The following is a 17024-nucleotide window of genomic DNA, read 5'->3' on the forward strand; positions in this document are numbered from 1 at the left end:
GTGGTACGGAACAAGGATAGAGAAATGAATACTCATCTTTTGCGCGGCAACGCTGCGGCTATCGCGGTCGTGTGCGTCCTCGCCATTCCTTTAATCGTTCACAGCACTGCAAAAGCAGCCAGCCCATCACCATCGGATCGCGTAAGTGTCCTCTTCAAGAAAATGCGCACTGTGTGCGCGGGCCGGTTCCTGTTGGATGTTCCTGAATCAGCCACTGTGATATTCGGTCGCGCCGACACTCCTTATCAAACATATCGCTTGGAAGGCGACGGCAACAATGCCGACAAGATCATTGACGAATACCTGAAAGCGCTGGAAAAAGAGAGATACAGGGTGAGTAACGAGCTACTTGAGCCCGAATCCTTGTTAGGTAAAGTGATAGACGGTCCAGTACCCGGACAAAGAATCCTGTTTGATCTTAGTGCGGCTGCGGGTGACGAATACCATATCAAGTCGTTTACAAGAGTTGGCAACGATCTTTTTCTCCAGTCGGCAAACGTCTTCGCCGATCGAGCATACTACTCAAAGCACCTTTCGCAGATCAATGAAGCTGCTGCGCGATTGAGACCTCGTGATAACAACTCCGTTCCAACAGAGAGCGGCTTTTGCATCGACGGGGCGCTTGTACATGATGCTGAGCACTACCTCGTTGAGCGCGTCCAACTGGGTGTACGGCTAGCCGAGTTCCCCGACGTGCACTTCTCCCTCGAAATGGTTCGCAAGAGCCGAAAGATTGAATCCGATGCCCTCGAGCCCCGGCTAAGGGAAGCTGAGCGCGATGCGATCCAGATGGGGATGGGTGCTTGGTACGCCAAAATCAAAACACTTCGCCGCGGTGAACGCATCCTCAAACCTTGGTCGGGTTACGAAGTGTTAGCGCATCTTCCGCCACAAAAACACGAAGGAGAATCGCATCACTTTAACTTCGTTGCGCTAGGTGAGCCGAAAAACGCCTATATTCCGACAATAGACATGGACCTCAACACTGGTGTGAAAAACAACCGCCCCGGTGCCGTCACTCCCAGTGTGACGGACGATGAAGCAGTCTATATCTGGGATAGGCTAACGAACTCGCTTCGGGTGAGGCCTGTTACGACACCGGCGAAATAGCTGGCTGCTCAGGCAGGGCGCCGCATGTTCATCAGTCGCTTTACCGCGATCTGCACGCCAAAGGCAAAACAGAACGCCATTCCAAAGGTCAAAGCGATCGGCCAATCACGCAACGCCAATGCCACCACAAGGCAGAAGACCGAGAACGCGTAATAGCCGTAGACCATTCCACGCATAAGGCTTACAGCAAACGCGCGCCCTGAGCGGGCGTGCGAGAAGCCGACCAGCACGCTTCCCATCACCGGGAACATCGCCAGGAAGCCGCTCAAACGCGGCCCAAGGCTCGATGCGGCAAACGTCACCGATAGAACAAGCACGGCCCCGGCAAGCATGCGCCACGGTAGATCGTTGCCCTGCACTGGGCTCCGGCCGGGTTCGGGCGCCACATCCGGGAACAGTCGCAGAGCAAGCAGCAAGGCGCCCCAGACCAGCACAAAGCAGGCGACCAGCGGCGGATGGATTGCCTGCAAACCCGCTACAGTCAGGGCGTACGCAAACAGCGCGCAAATCATTGAGCCCGTCACCTCAAAGCGCCCCGACGCCCACGCGTAGGCAAGGCTGAATACCAGGATGGCGACTACCGCCAGCAAGGTTCCTTCTGCCGCCGTGGCTGCGAAGTCCGCGCCCTGCTCCAGCGTGATCGTCAGCTGGATCGGCCCCGCAACGATAGGAAAGGCGGACAGCCAGCCCGCAACGCCCGGCCCCCAGCGCCGCCCCGCCAGGGTCACCATGTAGATCAGGAAGGGAACGAGGAAGAGCTTGAGGATCAGGACAAATGGCATGTGGGGAGTCGGAATGATGGCGGAGCCCGATGATGGTAGTGGCTTCCCTGTGAATCTGGCAACCATTTTCCTATGACCGAACTGTCGCGGCTTCCTGCCTTGCACGAGTTATACTTCGCGTCATGCAAGAATCTGACAAATCCACCGCCCGCCAGCGCAAGATCGCCGTCCTCGGCTCCGGCGCCTGGGGCACCGCCGTCGCTATCAGCGTCGCCCACCGCCACAATGTGCTGATGTGGGGCCGCAACGCGCAAGCCATGCAGCAAATGGCGGCCGACCGCGAGAACAAGCACTACCTCGCAGGCTTCCCCTTCCCCACTGGCCTGAACGTGACCGCCGACTTCGATGCGGCCGTCGCCCACGCTGGCGATGACGGCCTGCTGATCGCCGCCTGCCCGGTGGCCGGCCTGCGCCCCCTGCTGGCCGCACTGAAAGGCCGCAAGATTCCAAACCTGGTCTGGCTGTGCAAAGGCTTCGAATACGAAACTGGCCTGCTGCCGCACCAGATCTTCAAGGAAGTGCTGGGCGACGACATCGCCAGCGGCGCCCTTTCCGGCCCCTCCTTCGCGCAGGAAGTGGCGCGCGGCCAGCCCTGCGCGCTGACCATCGCTTCCACCTCCGAAAAGCTGCGCGACTGCGTGGTAAGCACCGTCCACGGCGGCACCATGCGCGTGTATTCGAGCGAGGACGTAATTGGAGTGGAAGTGGGCGGCGCCGTGAAGAACGTGCTGGCGATTGCGACGGGCATCGCGGACGGCCTCGGCTTGGGCATGAACGCCCGCGCCGCACTGATCACGCGCGGCCTGGCGGAGATCACCCGCCTCGGCGCCACGCTGGGCGGCAATATCGAGACCTTCATGGGCCTGACCGGCATGGGCGACCTGATTCTCACCTGCACGGGCGACCTCTCGCGCAACCGCCGTGTGGGCCTTGGCCTGGCCAAGGGCAAGCCCCTGCAGGAAATCGTCGACGAACTGGGTCATGTGGCCGAAGGCGTGCCCTGCGCCAAGGCGGTGCGCGAGCTCTCCACCAAGCTGGGCGTGGAAATGCCCATCACCCACGCTGTGGCCGCCGTGCTGTTCGACGGCGAGAAGCCGCAAGACCTCGTCGCCCGCATGCTGGCGCGCGATCCGCGGGGCGAGGCGATCAGTCCTTCAGCAAAATAGTCAGCAGGGCCACCGAATCCTGGACGGCGCGCAAGGCATGCGCCGCGCCGCCTTCCAGGTACAGCATTTCGCCCTCCCGCAGCGTGACCGTGCGGCCGTGGGCATCGAAGGCGATCTCCCCCTTCAGGCACTGCAAGGTGATTTCGCCCTTTACCCAATGCTCCGGCATGCCCTTTCCGACCGGCATGACCATGCGGATCAGTTCCATCTGCTCGGTCTTCACCAGTGCGATGGACGAGAATTGGGACAAATCTTCCGCGCCGTCCCGGATCTGAAACACCTGGCCCGACGATGCGTGCTGTAGCGCCATGACTGCTCCTTGCGTCTGATCTTTATGGCTATGTTAGCAGCGCATCGATTCGGGCGACGCGCGATGGGTTGCCTCATAATTCAGCAACTCGTCATCGAAATCTGCAAGGCAGCGACAAGATCGCGACAGTTTACCGACCAATGGTTTTCCGTTGCATAGTATGCTGACGGCAACTAAATTGCTGAGATAACAATGAAAGTCCGACTGACGTGGCAATACTTCATTGCCTTCTTCGCGCTGAACGGCGTCGTGAGCGAGCTGCACGAGCAGGCGCATATCACGGTGGGCCGCCTCATCACCGGCTGCTACGGCCCGCGCGACTTCAACAACTGGCTAAGTTGCGCCGACGGCCCCCAGTCGCCGCCCTGGGCGCCGCCGCTGGCCGGGCCGCTGTTCAGCTACCTGGTGATGTGGCTTGGCGTATGGCTGCTGCAGCGTGCCCAATCGACGGCCCAGAAATCGCTCGCGTTCTCGCTTGTGTTTGCGCCGCTGCCCTTCGCGCGCATCTTCACGGCCGTGATGGGTGGCGGCGATGAAAAGATCATGCTGCTACGAATGTTCGACGGTTTGCCCGAAGGCGCTGCCCGCTGGGGTGCGCTCGCACTGACACTGCTCTTCTGCGCGCCGCCAATTGTGATGGCATGCCGCGCGCTGACAAACCACCGGCGGGCTTGGTATGTGGCTGGCTTCTGCGTCGTGCCCCTGCTTGTGATCTGGTTCTACAAGTTGAAGTTCCTGAACGGACTGCTGCAGCAAGGCCTGTTCGCGGAGCCCGTCATCATCGGCACGCCACTGTTTGTGCACATCGTATTCGGTGTGATGCTTGCGACAACCGCCTTGATGTGGCCGTGGCTGCAGCGCCTGGAAGGCCTGCCGCCCAAGGTGCGTGGCTTTGCCGTCCCCTGACAGCCGAATGCAGGCGGCACAGCTCGTCCGTTATGCCCCGAAGTGCCGCACAAACCAGTTCGTGGCGAGTCCCGCAACTGCTTCCAGGGTTCCCGGTTCCTCGAACAGGTGAGTAGCTCCGGGGACGATGTCGAGATGCTTCTCGCACTGGAGGGTGGCGTAGGCGACCTGATTCAGTTCGATTACCCCATCATCAAGCCCCCCGACAATCAGCAAGGTCGGCGCGCGCACATTCCCCAAGGCCTGCTTGCCCGCCAGATCAGGCCTGCCGCCGCGTGAAACCACTGCGGCGATATCCGGTCCGCGCTTTGCCGCCAGTTGCAAGGCTGCTGCAGCGCCAGTACTGGCGCCGAACAGACCGAGCGGCAGTGCCGCACCGCTGGGGTGCTGGCGCAGCCAGTCGGCGGCAATGTCCAGGCGCTCGGTAAGCAGGGCAATATTGAAGCGGGTCTGGTAGTTCTGGTCTTCCTGCTGCGTGAGCAGATCGAGCAACAAGGTGCCTATCCCGGCCTTGCGCAGTTCACCAGCGACATAGTTGTTCCGGGGGCTCAGGCGGCTGCTGCCGCTGCCATGCGCGAACAGGACGATGCCGATCAAGTCAGAAGGCAGTTCGAGCATGCCTTCCATGCTGGCCGAGCCGGCCTTGATTCCGATTAGTTCGCTGTGCGCCGATGCCATGATTCTGCTATCTCAACCTTAACCGTGACGCTTCCGCGCACTCAGCTTTTTTGATAGAGGCCAATCAGTTCCGACTGTTCGATGACATGGCCCTGCATTGCCTTCTCCAGCTGTGCCTTGGTGGGGGTGCCCAGGTCGGGCAATTCGATATCGAGCGCATACAGCTTGTGGAAATAACGATGCCGGCCAATCGGCGGGCAAGGGCCGCCATAGGCAGCCTTGTTCCAATCGTTGCGCCCTTCGCGCGCGCCTGGCGGCAGGTTTCCGTGGCCTGCGCCCTGCGGTATGCCGATAGCGTCGGGCGGTATGCCGTACAGCACCCAGTGCACCCAGATTCTTTGCGGCGCCGCCGGGTCCGGCGCGTCTGGATCTTCAATGATCAGCGCAAGGCTCTTCGCTCCAGTCGGCACGCCCGACCAGGCCAGCGGCGGCGACACATCGGTGCCGTCGCAGGTGAAAACAGAAGGCATGTCCTCGCCGTCACGAAATGCGGTGGAGGTAAGTGTCAGACTCATGCTTGTCCCTTTCAAAGCACTTGCGTTTGACAGCCGATCTATGTCTGCGCAGCTTAAGCCACTGCGGGCTTTCATGGCACACCGGAGGCGCCAGGGGCAAGGGAGTCCAGCTGCGCGCGGCGTATCCCGCCACCGCCTAAGGCCGCAACTGCGCAGGGCTCAGGCCCAGCACGCGGCGCAGGCAGCGTGCCATGTGGCTGGGATGAGCGAAGCCGGTTTCAAGCGCGATATCGGTGGCGCTCATTTTCCCTTGCAGGATGTGCGTACGGGCGCGCTCAACGCGTCGTTCGAGCACGAAACGATGCACTGGCATTCCAGTAGCTTCCCTGAACAGCGCCTTGAAGTGGGACAGGCTGAAGCCTGCCACGCCAGCAAGCTCCGCCAGGGTTAGGTCGTGCGCAAGGTGCGCCTCAACATAGTCCAGCACCTGCCGCAAACGCCACTGGGGCAAAGCATGGCCGCGCCTTGGCGCGTGTTCGGCGGCGCCCGTTTGTACTGCTATCAGCCGGGCTGCCAGCGCCGTCGCAAGGCTGTCCGCGAAAAGACGTCCGCCCGGATAGGCATTGTGGTCCTCGGCCTGCATCATCCAGCCGATGCGCTCGATGTGAGGATCGCGAATATGGATCAGGGAGGCGAGATCGCCGCCCTGCCCTGCTTCCGCCATGAGCGATGGCGACAGGCGCAGTAACAGCGAGGTCGCGGGCTTGGTAAGGGTCCAGCGCGTGCTGGAGCCAGCGGGCACCACGCAGAATTGGCCATGCAGCCGAACTCCCTGCCGCTCATGCTGGCCGGCGCGGTACGACACGGGCACAGGCGCCCCAAGATGCAGGCAGAGTACATGACGGTGGTCGACGGGCGAATCGAAGCGCCCTTCAGGAACCGGGGAGGTGAGCACGTCCAGCAGCGGCAACGCCACCCGACCATCGGCCGCGAGAGCGGATGGCGGAGCGGGATAGCAGGCTGGGCGCGTATTCATCGCGTTCGATTGTACGTCCGTTCTGGGCGTGCGGCTTGCCTCTGGCCGCACAAATAATCAGCCGTTTGTGCTCGACTTCGGCTGCAGGTGCGTGCGAGGAAGGGCCCGGATTGCTAGGCTCTTTCCTCGTGATTTCCCTACTGGAGCTTCCCATGAAACGTCGACACTTCCTGCAGCTGACCGGAGCTACGCTGGCCGCTGTCTCCCTCGTCCAAACCGCCCGTGCTGCGCAGCCGCCAGCCACCGATGCCAAGGCCTTCCGCGCCATGCGCAAGTACGCCAACCTCTCGTTCGGGCGTATCGCCTACGTCGACCGAGGCACGGGCGATGCGGCGCTGTTCCTTCACGGAGCTCCACTCAATAGCTTCCAGTGGCGCGGCGCGATTGACCTTCTCTCGCCGTATCGCCGCTGCATCGCGCCGGACTTCATGGGACTCGGTTACTCCGAGGTACCGGAGCACCAAGCGCTCGATGCACGAGCGCAGCTGGAAATGCTCGTAGCACTTCTGGATTCGCTCGGCATCCGGGCTGTGGACATCGTTGCAAGCGACAGCGGCGGCGCAGTAGCGCAGCTCTTTGTGGCCCACTACCCCAAGCGCGTTCGCACGCTGCTACTGACGAACTGCGACGTGGAACCGAACAGCCCTCCGCCAGGCATCAAGCCAATCCTCGACATGGCCCGGGCGGGCACGCTTGCCGACATGACGGCCGAATGGCTGACTGATAGAGCAAAAGCACGTGCCACATTTGGTGCAGCGGTATTTGTGAACCCAGCGCAGCTCACCGACGAGATCATTGACTACTATGTCCAGCCACTCGTGAGCTCGCCATTGCGGCGCTCGCAGTACGAACGGTATCACCTTGCCCTAACGCCGAATCCCCTGGCTGGCATCGAGAGCAGGCTCGCCCACAGCACGGTGCCAGTACGTATCGTTTGGGGCGGGAGCGATACGCTATTTCCGCAGACCGATGCCGCGTACCTCGACCGCATCTTCCCACGCTCTCAGGGCGTGCATGTCATTCCCGAAGCAAAGCTGTTCTTCCAAGAGGAGTATCCAAGCGTTATTGCGGCGGAAGCCAGGCGGGTGTGGGGCATGCGGTGACTATTGCCCTCATTCGACCCAAATGCGGTCGTAGCGTTAGCTACCAAAAACACGTCATGGATAACCAACTATTGAGAAAGTAACTAAGTGGAGGTATTCTCCGAAGCAAGCTCATCTGTTGGAGGGATCTTTGATGGAGGATTCGGGGGATGGTGGAAACGCCGGGACGCACACGACGAATGTAGACAATACGAACGCCGTGCTGAACGCGAGGCGATTCTGGTGGGTCAATCAAAATCAGACCTATCAGTTTGAGATTGGTGGCCACTATCTATGGTCTCCCAAAACTAAGTCAAACGGGCACCGGAACCCTTTCTATGACTTCATGTGTGAGGTATCCGCGGGCGACCTCGTTTTCTCTTTTTGCGACACCCGGATTCGAGCGATCGGTATCGCGACGGCACCCGCTCAAACCTCAGTGAAGCCGAACTTTGGAAGCGCAGGTGCAAACTGGGCAGAGGAGGGTTGGCTGATCCCCGTGGAATTCGCCGAGCTAGCTAATGTGGTTCGCCCGAAAGACCACATTGTGACGCTTCGGCCACTGCTCCCTGAGAAATACTCCCCGTTACAGCGTAATGGGAACGGATATCAGTCTGTCTACCTTACGAGGATCGATCATACGTTAGCGAATGCCGTGATTGAGCTTATAGGTCCGAGCTATGCCAGCACCTTGCGATTGTTGGAGGGGGCGGTAGACTGGATTGAGCTGGCGGCGGATCGGGTAGAGGCCGCAATAAAAGGGCGTACGGATATCGGAGTGACGGAAAAGGAGCAGCTCGTTAAATCGCGGCGAGGGCAAGGGCTCTTCAAAGCGAATGTTCGGCTCAACGAGAAAAGCTGTCGTGTAACTGGAATTACCGACCCACGCCATCTGCGAGCGAGCCACATTAAACCGTGGAAGGACAGCACGGATGAAGAAAAGCTGAACGGGTGCAACGGCCTTCTTTTAGCGCCACACGTTGATCACTTGTTTGATCGCGGTCTGCTTAGCTTCAGAAGCAACGGCGATATGCTAGTGTCCCCTCGCTTGGATCGAACTATTCTAAGGAAGTGGAACATAAACGAGACTCAGAACGTAGGCAAGTTTAACTCGGAGCAAGCATATTTTCTGGACTACCATTCGCAATTGGTCTTGAGGTAGGGGGCACAGGGACGGCGCAGCCTCATGCGTTTGAATACACGAGACATAGTTGTACTGGCGTTGCGTTGCAGACTTAGCCCCAGTCCAATAGCTCTCACACACTCGAAGCAGAGGTTGGCATTCCAGGGATATGACGTCGTTGAAACTCAAACACCTCAGTCAACACAGCCTGAATGTGATGATTGCTGTCAATGGCAATCCAAGTTGTCGGGGAACCCATCTCAACGGCACCAACGCTACATTGCAAGATTTGACTGTCGCCCCAACTAAAGGTTGGTCCCATGTAGTGATGCGATGAAACGAGAATACAGGCCAACTCTGTGTTCTGAATTGCCAAGCGAGTAATTTTCTTCGAATGACCGCGCACGACAAAGGTCTGATTGCTGATCGTGTAACGAATCTTCGCATTAGCATGCGGTGCTGGTACTCCGTCAAGCGCATCTGGGTTGCGAACGGCATAATCGCCGAACACAATCTTCAAGTCATTTCGATCTTCAAAGATGGCCTTCCAGGCCATCATTTCGATGCGAGGAATACAACCGACTGCGTCCGGCTCATCAACAGCCAAATTGATGGTGGCAGGCATCGAGCTCCCAGCAATGACTACAGTCTCAAATCCGATCGAACGAACAGCGTCGATTGCCGTCTCCGCATCGCCCAGCACGTCTGGTACTGAGGCCTTCGAGACATCGCCCAAATCAACCAACACGACGCAGTCTTTTGGCTCAACCTCAAGCTCGACCAAAATGGCGCCCATACGTTCGCTAAAATACGACAAGTCGTAAGTGTCTTCGAGCGACTCTCGATCGAGGCGGATGCAAGGAGTCACTGTGTGTGATGCAGCGATATTCTTCAACGCCTGACTGTACTCAGGGTCATCCCAACGATCGTAACCGACGACCGGGTGGACCTGAACGCCTTCCGCACGAAACTGCGCAAAGGAATACTCCAGTACATGAATTCCGCTCTCTGTACGTGCGTTTGACTTCCACTTCGTAATATCAAGGAATGCCTCCTTACCACCCCAGGCCTTACCTGCTTTAGCCGCAGTTCGCGACATTGGCATCTCGCGTGGCTTACCGGGTCCAGGATTGGGCACGTCAAAAACTGGTCGAATGCGAGATTTGTATGATGGTTGCAGGTTCGAAAGCGCTGCGAACTCCCCCTGCTTTGCCGGCAAAATTGGGACGTAAAGTAGATCCATACTAAGCCTCGATTTCTAACAAATTGAAGTGCTTACGCACCTGGTTATGCCCAACAAGATCATTGAATACCGTGTAATTCTCGCGCTCTTTCCTTAATCTCCCAGCAATGATCGAAGGATGAATTCGCAACTCTCTAGACAATTTGTCAATTGTTTCGTAATTCGGATTCAGGTAAGCATCGCTCCTCTTCCAAGCTACACGTGGAATTAGAGCCTCCTTAGCAATTCGATTCGCCTCTAACTCGCGTCGATCCTCAGAAGAAGAATCCAAATTATCAAGGAAAAGTTCTTCTATATTTACATGTTTCCACAAATGAGCAACTTCATGCAACAAGGTAAACCAAAAATTATCCAGACGATCAAACCTTAAGGTCAGTCCAATCACCGGCATTCCATCCGAATCCTGTAGCGCAGCCCCGTCCAGAAGTGTTCCCCTTAACGCTGGCTCGACAACGACCGCTATTCCGTGCTTTTCCAGAAATTCGACCGCAAGCGCTGGACCATGCTCATACCAACTCAGTTGCACTAATTCGCGCAAAAACGCGGGTCCCAAAGTCTCTGGATTGAAAGGGCCAACCCTAGATTTTCTCTCCCGGGCCTTTTGAATCACCCTTGCCAGCCAAGCATACAAGGCATGCTTCGTACTCGGGGAGTAAGCGTCCCCATGTAGACTACGCCTAAACGCCGCACTGCCAAACTGCATTCCCGCATCCGCTATGAAGCCCTTTACGAGGTCCTCAGCAGACTGAACCGCTTTGTTTGTGAGCTTATTCAACCACCCCCGGGCCATCATTTCCTTCACAGGGAAGTCAGCCCAATCTATGTCGTCTTTCCCACCAGTAGACGCATCCGTAGGCTCAATTCCAACCAAGGTCTCAGCAGAAATGCCTAACCCAACCGAAAGGGCGCGAATCATATGCACCGTCAGGGGCCGTTTCCGACTCAAAACCTCTGAGACTCTGCTGCGGGTCCCAAAATACTGAACTAGGTCGGCTTGCCTAAGCCCTTGCTCTTGCATACGGAAATGTATGGCGTCGATAGGATCAGGGGCCTCTATCGGATACTTCTGATTCTCATATGCTTCCACTAAGACGCTCAGCAACTCTAAGCGTTCAGCATCTACGCTGCCAACTGCCGGATTATTGGCAATTAACCTTTGCATCTCGAGCAAGTACTCTTGATGCTGCTCTTCGGAGCGAATTACTTTGGCTTCCATCAACATCTCAATTTACGGGTTTCAAGTCGGTTACGATGGCCACAGCGAGTGGGAATGTCACCGAGATCTCAATGTATTTGGCGCAGTTTACTGCGCGAAAATAAAAGACTCCGTCCGCCACACTTTTTGCCTGTGGAAACTGAAGAAGAACATCCCTCGGATGCTTCCAGTTCGCATGCGAAATTTCCGATACCCAGCTGCGAAGCCACTTATCGGTCTGGTCATCCAAACCGTACAGCGCTTGCAGGCGGTTCCTACCGAGCAGTTTCATAATCCCACTAAAGTTCACGATATGGGAACATATTATTGCTCAGCACGGCTTTCGTCAAGTTCCCAAATTGAGAACTTTTTCATGATACTGTATATACATACAGTAGTCAATCGTATTGATACTTTGGGCATACGCCTACTCCATGGGCGCTGACATTCCTTGCGATTGGAATTTGGACAAGACGCTGGATAGAGACAGGATTGTGAGGAAGGTCGAGGCCCACTCGTGCATGCCGGGGTAAGAGGTTGCTCCGACATCGCAAGCTAGATGGAAATTGGTAAGGTCCTCACGGCACAGGCGGTGTTTCCAATAGGATGAACCAGCTCACTGCTCATGGCCATCAAACATTTGCCCAGGAACACGTCGTCGTTGGAGTTACTTCGTTGAGGTTGCGCTGCAGGCCTGCTGCACGGTCAAGTGTTCCCAGCCGTTGCATGTTGGTGGGTACCTTGGATCATCTCATCTTCGATTCTTCGCGCCCAATCCCTACGTTACGTTCGACGCTTGGAAGTGCTGGGCGAACCCCTCATTTGCGCGTGGTGGGTAGGCCACCAGAGGGGGGCTGAACGATGTTGCCATGAACGTACATCCTTCTTGCTATGCTAAAAGGCATGTACTTCTTGAAGAACATAAAGAGAAACGGCTTACGTGCAAGGCACGTAAGCCGGTGAACTCAAAGCCAATTTTCTGGTGCCGGCTGCCGGTTTCGAACTGGCCACCTGATGATTACAAATCAACTGCTCTACCAAATGAGCTAAGCCGGCGTAACTTTTACGGTCGCGATTATACGCTATTTGATGCGGGTGAGGGTCGGTCGGCCGCCCTTGGGGGCTCCGCCGTCGCCGCCGTCATCGGGGCCGTTGTCGTCTTCGCTGCGGGAGGCCGGCGCGGGGGCCAGTGCGGGGCCGCTGGGGACGGCGGACAGCGATGGCGGCGCGGGTTCTTCCGCCTTCGGGGCGGGCGCAGGCGCAGGCGCGGCGCCCAGCAGCGGTTCGAAGGCCATGCCTTGGCCGTTTTCGTTGGCGTAGATGGCCATCACGTTGTTGACGGGGATGTAGATCTCGCGCGACACGCCGCCGAAGCGGGCGTGGAAGTGGATGGCGTCGTTGTCCATCTTCAGGCCCGAGGTAGCGCCGTAGCTGATGTTGAGGACGATTTCGCCTTTCTTCACGTACTCCATCGGCACGGTGGTGGCGCTGTCGACCTTCACGGCCAGGTAGGGCGTGTAGCCGCTGTCGGTGCACCATTCGTAGATGGCGCGCAGCATGTAGGGCTTGGTGGAGATTTCGGACATGGGTGTTCTGCAAATTACTGCAGGGGGAGCCGGGAGTTAGTGGAACACTCCTGGACTCCCGCCTGCGCGGGAGCGACGGTACGTTATTCCCGCCTAAGTTACGGTTTCTCGCGTGTTTGCTGACTTTACGCGGGTTCGCCGATTAGCGGCGCATCACTTTCTCGGACGGGGTCAGCGCTTCGATGTAGGCAGGGCGCGAGAAGATGCGCTCGGCGTACTTCATCAGGGGCGCGGCCGTCTTCGACAGTTCGATGCCGTAGTGGTCCAGGCGCCACAGCAGCGGGGCCACGGCCACGTCCAGCATGGAGAACTCGTCGCCCAGCATGTACTTGTTCTTCAGGAAGAGCGGGGCCAGAGTGGTGAGGCGGTCGCGGATTTCGGCGCGGGCCTTGTCGTGGCTCTTGTCGTTCGCCTTGTTGCGCTCGCTTTCCAGCGTGTGCACGTGGACGAACAGCTCTTTCTCGAAGTTGAACAGCATCAGGCGGGCGCGGGCGCGCATCAGCGGGTCGGCCGGCATCAGCTGCGGGTGCGGGAAGCGCTCGTCGATGTATTCGTTGATGATGTTCGATTCGTACAGGATCAGTTCGCGCTCGACCAGGATGGGCACCTGGCCGTAGGGGTTCATCGTCGAAATGTCTTCCGGCTTGTTGAACAGGTCCACGTCGCGCACTTCGAAGTCCATGCCTTTTTCGAACAGGACCAGGCGGCAGCGCTGGGAGAATGGGCAGGTGGTGCCCGAATAGAGAACCATCATTTTTCGTAGTTCCTTAGAAACAAAGGGGGCGAGACCGCGAACGGTTCACCCCAGTTGAGCCGCTGGCTCTTGGCCAGCGGCGCAAAACTGCGCCGGCACGGGCCGGCGCGCGGATTATTTGACTTCTTTCCAGTACGAGGCGTTCAGGCGCCACGCGAGCAGGGCGAAGACGGTCAGGAACAGCACCACCCACACGCCCAGGCGCTTGCGGAACTGCTGGGCCGGCTCGGCCATCCATTCCATGTAGCCCACCAGGTCGGCCACAGCGGTGTCGAACTCCAGCTTGCTCATCTTGCCCGGGGTCACCTGCTCGAAGCCCACGAACTTGTGGATCATCTTGCTCTCGTCATGGGGGTCCTTTTCCTCCACCATCTTGGCGGCCTGTACGCCCTGCAGATCCCACAGCACGTGCGGCATGGCCACGTTCGGCACCACCAGGTTGTTGAAGCCGGTGGGGCGGGTGTCGTCCTTGTAGAAGGTGCGCAGGTAAGTATACAGGTAGTCGCCGCCGGTGCCGGCGGAGCTGGCCTTGGCGCGCGCGATCACGGACAGGTCCGGCGGCACAACGCCGAACCAGGCCTTGGCGTCCTTGGCGGGCATGGCGGTGGTCATCATTTCGCCCACTTTTTCGCCCGTGAACAGCAGGTTGGCCTTGATCTGCTCTTCCGTCAGGCCCAGGTCGCGCAGGCGGTTGTAGCGCATGGACGAGGCGTTGTGGCAGTTCAGGCAGTAGTTCACGAACAGCTTGGCGCCGTTCTGCAGGGCCGCCATGTTGGTGGAGCGGTCCGGCGCGCGGTCCAGCTTGTGGCCGCCTTCGCTGGCGAAAGCCAGGCCCGGCACGACGATTGCCAGGATGGCGAGCGTTTTCTTATAGAAATTCATTCTTGGTCCTTTGCCTGGTGTCGATCAGTGCGGATGGAAAGTGACGCGGTCCGGCACTTTCTTGAAGTTGCCCATGGTGCTCCACCATGGCATCAGCAGGAAGAAGGCGAAGTAGTACAGCGTGGCGACCTGCGACACGATGGTACCGATCACGCTCGGCGGCTGGGTGCCCAGGTAGCCCAGGGTCACGAAGGCCAGCGCCAGCAGGGCGTACACATACTTGTGCCAGTCAGGACGGTAGCGGATGGATTTCACCGGCGACTTGTCCAGCCACGGCAGGAAGGCCAGGATCACGACCGAGCTGCCGAAGAAGACCACGCCCCAGAACTTCGCATCCAGCACGCTTGGCAGCATGCCGACGATGGCGATCAGGGCGAACACGGCGATGCCGGCCTTGACCTTGAAGGACAGGCGCGACTTCAGCCACAGGAACACCACGTAGGCAGCCACGGCGGCCATGAGCACCCACATGAAGTCGGCGGTGGTGGCGCGCAGCACCGAGTAGAACGGCGTGAAGTACCAGGTCGGCGCAATGTGCAGCGGGGTCTTCAGGGAGTCGCCCGGCAGGAAGTTGTTGTATTCCAGGAAGTAGCCGCCCATTTCCGGAGCGAAGAACACCACGGTGCTGAAGATCAGCAGGAACACGGACACGCCGAACAGGTCGTGCACGGTGTAGTACGGGTGGGAAGGAATCGAGTCCAGCGGGTGGCCGTCCGGGCCCAGGTTCTCTTTCACTTCGATGCCGTCCGGGTTGCTCGAACCCACTTCGTGCAGTGCGATCAGGTGTGCTGCCACCAGGCCCAGCAGGACCAGCGGAATCGCGATCACGTGGAAGGCGAAGAAGCGGTTCAGGGTGGCGTCGGACACCACGTAGTCGCCGCGGATCCACAGCGACAGGTCAGGGCCGATCAGCGGAATGGCGCCGAACAGGTTCACAATCACCTGCGCGCCCCAGTACGACATCTGGCCCCATGGCAGCAGGTAGCCGAAGAAGGCTTCGGCCATCAGGCACAGGAAGATGGCGAAACCGAACAGCCAGATCAGCTCGCGCGGCTTGCGGTAGGAGCCGTAGAGCAGGCCGCGGGTCATGTGCAGGTACACAATGATGAAGAAGGCCGAGGCGCCGGTGGAGTGCATGTAGCGCACCAGCCAGCCCCATGGCACTTCGCGCATGATGTATTCCACGGAGCCGAAGGCCAGGTTGGCGTCCGGCTTGTAGTGCATGGTCAGGAAGATGCCGGTAACGATCTGCAGCACCAGCACCAGCATGGCCAGGGAGCCGAAGATGTACCAGAAGTTGAAGTTCTTCGGAGCGTAGTACTTGCCCCACTGGTCGTTCCACAGCTTGGACAGCGGGAAGCGGTCATCGACCCAGCCCAGGGCCTTCTGGCCTGCCGGCGCGTCGGCCGGGAATTTGGTTTCCTTGAAAGCGCCCATGTCTTATGCCTCGCCTTTCTCGTCTTTGCCGATCACGATCTTGGTGTCGCTCAGGTACATGTGACGCGGCACTTGCAGGTTGTCCGGCGCCGGCTTGTTCTTGAACACGCGGCCGGCCATGTCGAAGGTCGAACCGTGGCAAGGGCAGAGGAAGCCGCCCGCCCAGTCGTCCGGCAGCGAAGGCTGCGGGCCGGGGGTGAACTTCGAGGATGGGGAGCAGCCCAGGTGGGTGCAGATGCCCACGGCCACCAGGATCTCCGGCTTGATCGAGCGGTTCTCGTTCATGCAGTATTCCGGGGTGAACTCCTCCGGATTGCGCTTGGAATCGGCGTCGGCGACTTTATCGTGGGTTTGCTTCAGCGAAGCGACCATCTCGGGCGTGCGCTTCAGAATCCAGACCGGCTTGCCGCGCCATTCCACGGTGCGCATCTCGCCAGGCTGCAGCGTGGAGATGTCCACTTCAACCGGCGCGCCTGCGGCTTTCGCGCGTTCCGAAGGCTGGAACGTGCTCACCAACACCCCGGCGGTGCCCAGACCTACTGCCCCACCCGCCGCGCACGTGGCGACGAGCAGACCGCGACGGCTGGAATCGACCTGCTTTTCGTTACTCATACAAACCCCAATCAGTCAAAATGCGAATCTTTTGTTATGCGTCAATAGAGCTTCTAGCAACCTTAAATTATAAGGCAAGCGCATGACGATTTAAAGCAAAACGTTGCATTTGGCGAAAGCGTCCCCATGGGGAGCGGCGCCGGATTTGGCGCAATGTTGAAAAAACCGTATCATCGGGCAGCACCACAACACGGAGGACATCATGGCAATGTTGCAAGAATTTAAAGAATTTGCGATGAAAGGCAATGTGATCGACCTGGCGGTGGGTGTGATCATTGGCGCGGCCTTCAGCAAGATCGTCGACTCGCTGGTGCAGGACATCATCATGCCACCAATCGGCAAGCTGCTGGGCGGGCTGGACTTCTCCAATTACTACATTCCCCTGAACGGGCAGGCCGCGGCGCTGAGCCTGGCGGAGGCGAAGAAGCTGGGCGCGGTCATCGCCTACGGCAATTTCCTCACCATCCTGCTGAACTTCATCATCCTGGCCTTCGTCATCTTCCAGATGGTGCGGCTGGTGAACAAGGCGCGCCGCGCGAACGAGCCTGCCGCCGCCGCCGAAACGGCGCCGCCCGCCGAAGATGTGCTGCTGCTGCGCGAGATTCGCGATTCTTTGCGAAAATAGCGGCTGGACTTCCCATGCGCCGGTGAACGGCGCTTCTTGAAC

Annotated in this window: 18 protein-coding genes and 1 tRNA gene; 6 read left to right on the forward strand and 13 right to left on the reverse strand. The window is 58.8% G+C overall.

The window, feature by feature from the left end; genetic code table 11:
* The first annotated feature begins 24 nt into the window (after positions 1-24).
* Entirely contained in the window at positions 25-1110 is a 1086-nt protein-coding gene (locus LSQ66_RS20635; RefSeq protein WP_231767042.1) for a T6SS immunity protein Tli4 family protein, read from the forward strand.
* A gap of 8 nt (positions 1111-1118) precedes the next feature.
* Here LSQ66_RS20635 and LSQ66_RS20640 read toward each other — a convergent pair whose 3' ends face one another.
* Complete coding sequence (locus LSQ66_RS20640) at positions 1119-1892, reverse strand: hypothetical protein (protein ID WP_231767043.1); 774 nt, start codon at positions 1890-1892, stop codon at positions 1119-1121.
* A gap of 122 nt (positions 1893-2014) precedes the next feature.
* Between LSQ66_RS20640 and LSQ66_RS20645 the strand changes: the two genes are divergently transcribed.
* Positions 2015-3058, forward strand: a complete 1044-nt coding sequence (locus LSQ66_RS20645; RefSeq protein ID WP_231767044.1) for an NAD(P)H-dependent glycerol-3-phosphate dehydrogenase — start codon at positions 2015-2017, stop codon at positions 3056-3058.
* Here LSQ66_RS20645 and LSQ66_RS20650 read toward each other — a convergent pair.
* On the reverse strand, positions 3039-3368 hold the full coding sequence (locus LSQ66_RS20650) for a cupin domain-containing protein (RefSeq protein WP_231767045.1): 330 nt from the start codon (positions 3366-3368) through the stop codon (positions 3039-3041). The two genes, LSQ66_RS20645 and LSQ66_RS20650, sit on opposite strands and share 20 nt — an antisense overlap.
* A 192-nt stretch (positions 3369-3560) precedes the next feature.
* On the opposite strand from LSQ66_RS20650, the gene LSQ66_RS20655 reads away from it, so the two are divergent.
* Positions 3561-4274, forward strand: coding sequence for a hypothetical protein (locus LSQ66_RS20655; protein WP_231767046.1), 714 nt, complete (start codon positions 3561-3563; stop codon positions 4272-4274).
* 30 nt (positions 4275-4304) lie between these two features.
* On the opposite strand, the gene LSQ66_RS20660 is transcribed toward LSQ66_RS20655, so the two are convergent.
* The 3 genes from LSQ66_RS20660 to LSQ66_RS20670 form a co-directional block, all read right to left on the reverse strand.
* The gene (locus LSQ66_RS20660; protein WP_231767047.1) at positions 4305-4952 is read right to left on the reverse strand and encodes a dienelactone hydrolase family protein; all 648 of its coding nucleotides are present in this window, start codon (positions 4950-4952) and stop codon (positions 4305-4307) included.
* Positions 4953-4993: 41 nt separating this feature from the next.
* Positions 4994-5467, reverse strand: coding sequence for a YbhB/YbcL family Raf kinase inhibitor-like protein (locus tag LSQ66_RS20665; protein ID WP_231767048.1), 474 nt, complete (start codon positions 5465-5467; stop codon positions 4994-4996).
* Between the two features lie 136 nt (positions 5468-5603).
* Entirely contained in the window at positions 5604-6443 is an 840-nt protein-coding gene (locus tag LSQ66_RS20670) for a helix-turn-helix domain-containing protein (protein WP_231767049.1), read from the reverse strand.
* Positions 6444-6595: 152 nt separating this feature from the next.
* Between LSQ66_RS20670 and LSQ66_RS20675 the strand changes: the two genes are divergently transcribed.
* Positions 6596-7546, forward strand: coding sequence for an alpha/beta fold hydrolase (locus LSQ66_RS20675; RefSeq protein WP_231767050.1), 951 nt, complete (start codon positions 6596-6598; stop codon positions 7544-7546).
* 133 nt (positions 7547-7679) lie between these two features.
* Positions 7680-8687, forward strand: coding sequence for an HNH endonuclease (locus LSQ66_RS20680; RefSeq protein ID WP_231770167.1), 1008 nt, complete (start codon positions 7680-7682; stop codon positions 8685-8687).
* Positions 8688-8781: 94 nt separating this feature from the next.
* Here LSQ66_RS20680 and LSQ66_RS20685 read toward each other — a convergent pair whose 3' ends face one another.
* From LSQ66_RS20685 to petA, 8 genes are all read right to left on the reverse strand, one after another.
* On the reverse strand, positions 8782-9891 hold the full coding sequence (locus LSQ66_RS20685) for a beta family protein (RefSeq protein ID WP_231767051.1): 1110 nt from the start codon (positions 9889-9891) through the stop codon (positions 8782-8784).
* A 1-nt stretch (position 9892) separates the two neighbouring features.
* Complete coding sequence (locus LSQ66_RS20690; RefSeq protein ID WP_231767052.1) at positions 9893-11107, reverse strand: ImmA/IrrE family metallo-endopeptidase; 1215 nt, start codon at positions 11105-11107, stop codon at positions 9893-9895.
* A 959-nt stretch (positions 11108-12066) separates the two neighbouring features.
* Positions 12067-12142 (reverse strand) — tRNA-Thr (locus tag LSQ66_RS20695).
* A gap of 26 nt (positions 12143-12168) precedes the next feature.
* Entirely contained in the window at positions 12169-12672 is a 504-nt protein-coding gene (locus LSQ66_RS20700) for a ClpXP protease specificity-enhancing factor (RefSeq protein ID WP_231767053.1), read from the reverse strand.
* A gap of 142 nt (positions 12673-12814) precedes the next feature.
* Entirely contained in the window at positions 12815-13426 is a 612-nt protein-coding gene (locus LSQ66_RS20705) for a glutathione S-transferase N-terminal domain-containing protein (protein WP_130316072.1), read from the reverse strand.
* Between the two features lie 114 nt (positions 13427-13540).
* The gene (locus tag LSQ66_RS20710) at positions 13541-14308 is read right to left on the reverse strand and encodes a cytochrome c1 (protein ID WP_231767054.1); all 768 of its coding nucleotides are present in this window, start codon (positions 14306-14308) and stop codon (positions 13541-13543) included.
* 24 nt (positions 14309-14332) lie between these two features.
* Complete coding sequence (locus LSQ66_RS20715) at positions 14333-15745, reverse strand: cytochrome b (protein WP_231767055.1); 1413 nt, start codon at positions 15743-15745, stop codon at positions 14333-14335.
* Between the two features lie 3 nt (positions 15746-15748).
* Complete coding sequence (gene petA / locus LSQ66_RS20720) at positions 15749-16357, reverse strand: ubiquinol-cytochrome c reductase iron-sulfur subunit (protein WP_231767056.1); 609 nt, start codon at positions 16355-16357, stop codon at positions 15749-15751.
* A gap of 202 nt (positions 16358-16559) precedes the next feature.
* On the opposite strand from petA, the gene mscL reads away from it, so the two are divergent.
* The gene (gene mscL, locus LSQ66_RS20725; RefSeq protein ID WP_269449109.1) at positions 16560-16982 is read left to right on the forward strand and encodes a large conductance mechanosensitive channel protein MscL; all 423 of its coding nucleotides are present in this window, start codon (positions 16560-16562) and stop codon (positions 16980-16982) included.
* Positions 16983-17024 lie beyond the last annotated feature (42 nt).

It is taken from the genome of Massilia endophytica (genome assembly GCF_021165955.1).
GTDB lineage: Bacteria > Pseudomonadota > Gammaproteobacteria > Burkholderiales > Burkholderiaceae_D > Rugamonas > Rugamonas endophytica.

Excerpts from the sequence above, each read along its gene's own strand:
- LSQ66_RS20660 (WP_231767047.1), bottom strand. The coding sequence starts at position 4,952 with ATGGCATCGGCGCACAGCGAACTAATCGGAATCAAGGCCGGCTCGGCC.
- LSQ66_RS20655 (WP_231767046.1), top strand. The coding sequence starts at position 3,561 with ATGAAAGTCCGACTGACGTGGCAATACTTCATTGCCTTCTTCGCGCTG.
- mscL (WP_269449109.1), top strand. The coding sequence starts at position 16,560 with ATGGCAATGTTGCAAGAATTTAAAGAATTTGCGATGAAAGGCAATGTG.
- LSQ66_RS20690 (WP_231767052.1), bottom strand. The coding sequence starts at position 11,107 with ATGGAAGCCAAAGTAATTCGCTCCGAAGAGCAGCATCAAGAGTACTTG.
- LSQ66_RS20635 (WP_231767042.1), top strand. The coding sequence starts at position 25 with ATGAATACTCATCTTTTGCGCGGCAACGCTGCGGCTATCGCGGTCGTG.
- LSQ66_RS20710 (WP_231767054.1), bottom strand. The coding sequence starts at position 14,308 with ATGAATTTCTATAAGAAAACGCTCGCCATCCTGGCAATCGTCGTGCCG.
- LSQ66_RS20680 (WP_231770167.1), top strand. The coding sequence starts at position 7,680 with ATGGAGGATTCGGGGGATGGTGGAAACGCCGGGACGCACACGACGAAT.
- LSQ66_RS20670 (WP_231767049.1), bottom strand. The coding sequence starts at position 6,443 with ATGAATACGCGCCCAGCCTGCTATCCCGCTCCGCCATCCGCTCTCGCG.
- LSQ66_RS20645 (WP_231767044.1), top strand. The coding sequence starts at position 2,015 with ATGCAAGAATCTGACAAATCCACCGCCCGCCAGCGCAAGATCGCCGTC.
- LSQ66_RS20640 (WP_231767043.1), bottom strand. The coding sequence starts at position 1,892 with ATGCCATTTGTCCTGATCCTCAAGCTCTTCCTCGTTCCCTTCCTGATC.
- LSQ66_RS20705 (WP_130316072.1), bottom strand. The coding sequence starts at position 13,426 with ATGATGGTTCTCTATTCGGGCACCACCTGCCCATTCTCCCAGCGCTGC.
- LSQ66_RS20715 (WP_231767055.1), bottom strand. The coding sequence starts at position 15,745 with ATGGGCGCTTTCAAGGAAACCAAATTCCCGGCCGACGCGCCGGCAGGC.
- LSQ66_RS20675 (WP_231767050.1), top strand. The coding sequence starts at position 6,596 with ATGAAACGTCGACACTTCCTGCAGCTGACCGGAGCTACGCTGGCCGCT.
- LSQ66_RS20665 (WP_231767048.1), bottom strand. The coding sequence starts at position 5,467 with ATGAGTCTGACACTTACCTCCACCGCATTTCGTGACGGCGAGGACATG.
- LSQ66_RS20685 (WP_231767051.1), bottom strand. The coding sequence starts at position 9,891 with ATGGATCTACTTTACGTCCCAATTTTGCCGGCAAAGCAGGGGGAGTTC.
- LSQ66_RS20700 (WP_231767053.1), bottom strand. The coding sequence starts at position 12,672 with ATGTCCGAAATCTCCACCAAGCCCTACATGCTGCGCGCCATCTACGAA.
- LSQ66_RS20650 (WP_231767045.1), bottom strand. The coding sequence starts at position 3,368 with ATGGCGCTACAGCACGCATCGTCGGGCCAGGTGTTTCAGATCCGGGAC.
- petA (WP_231767056.1), bottom strand. The coding sequence starts at position 16,357 with ATGAGTAACGAAAAGCAGGTCGATTCCAGCCGTCGCGGTCTGCTCGTC.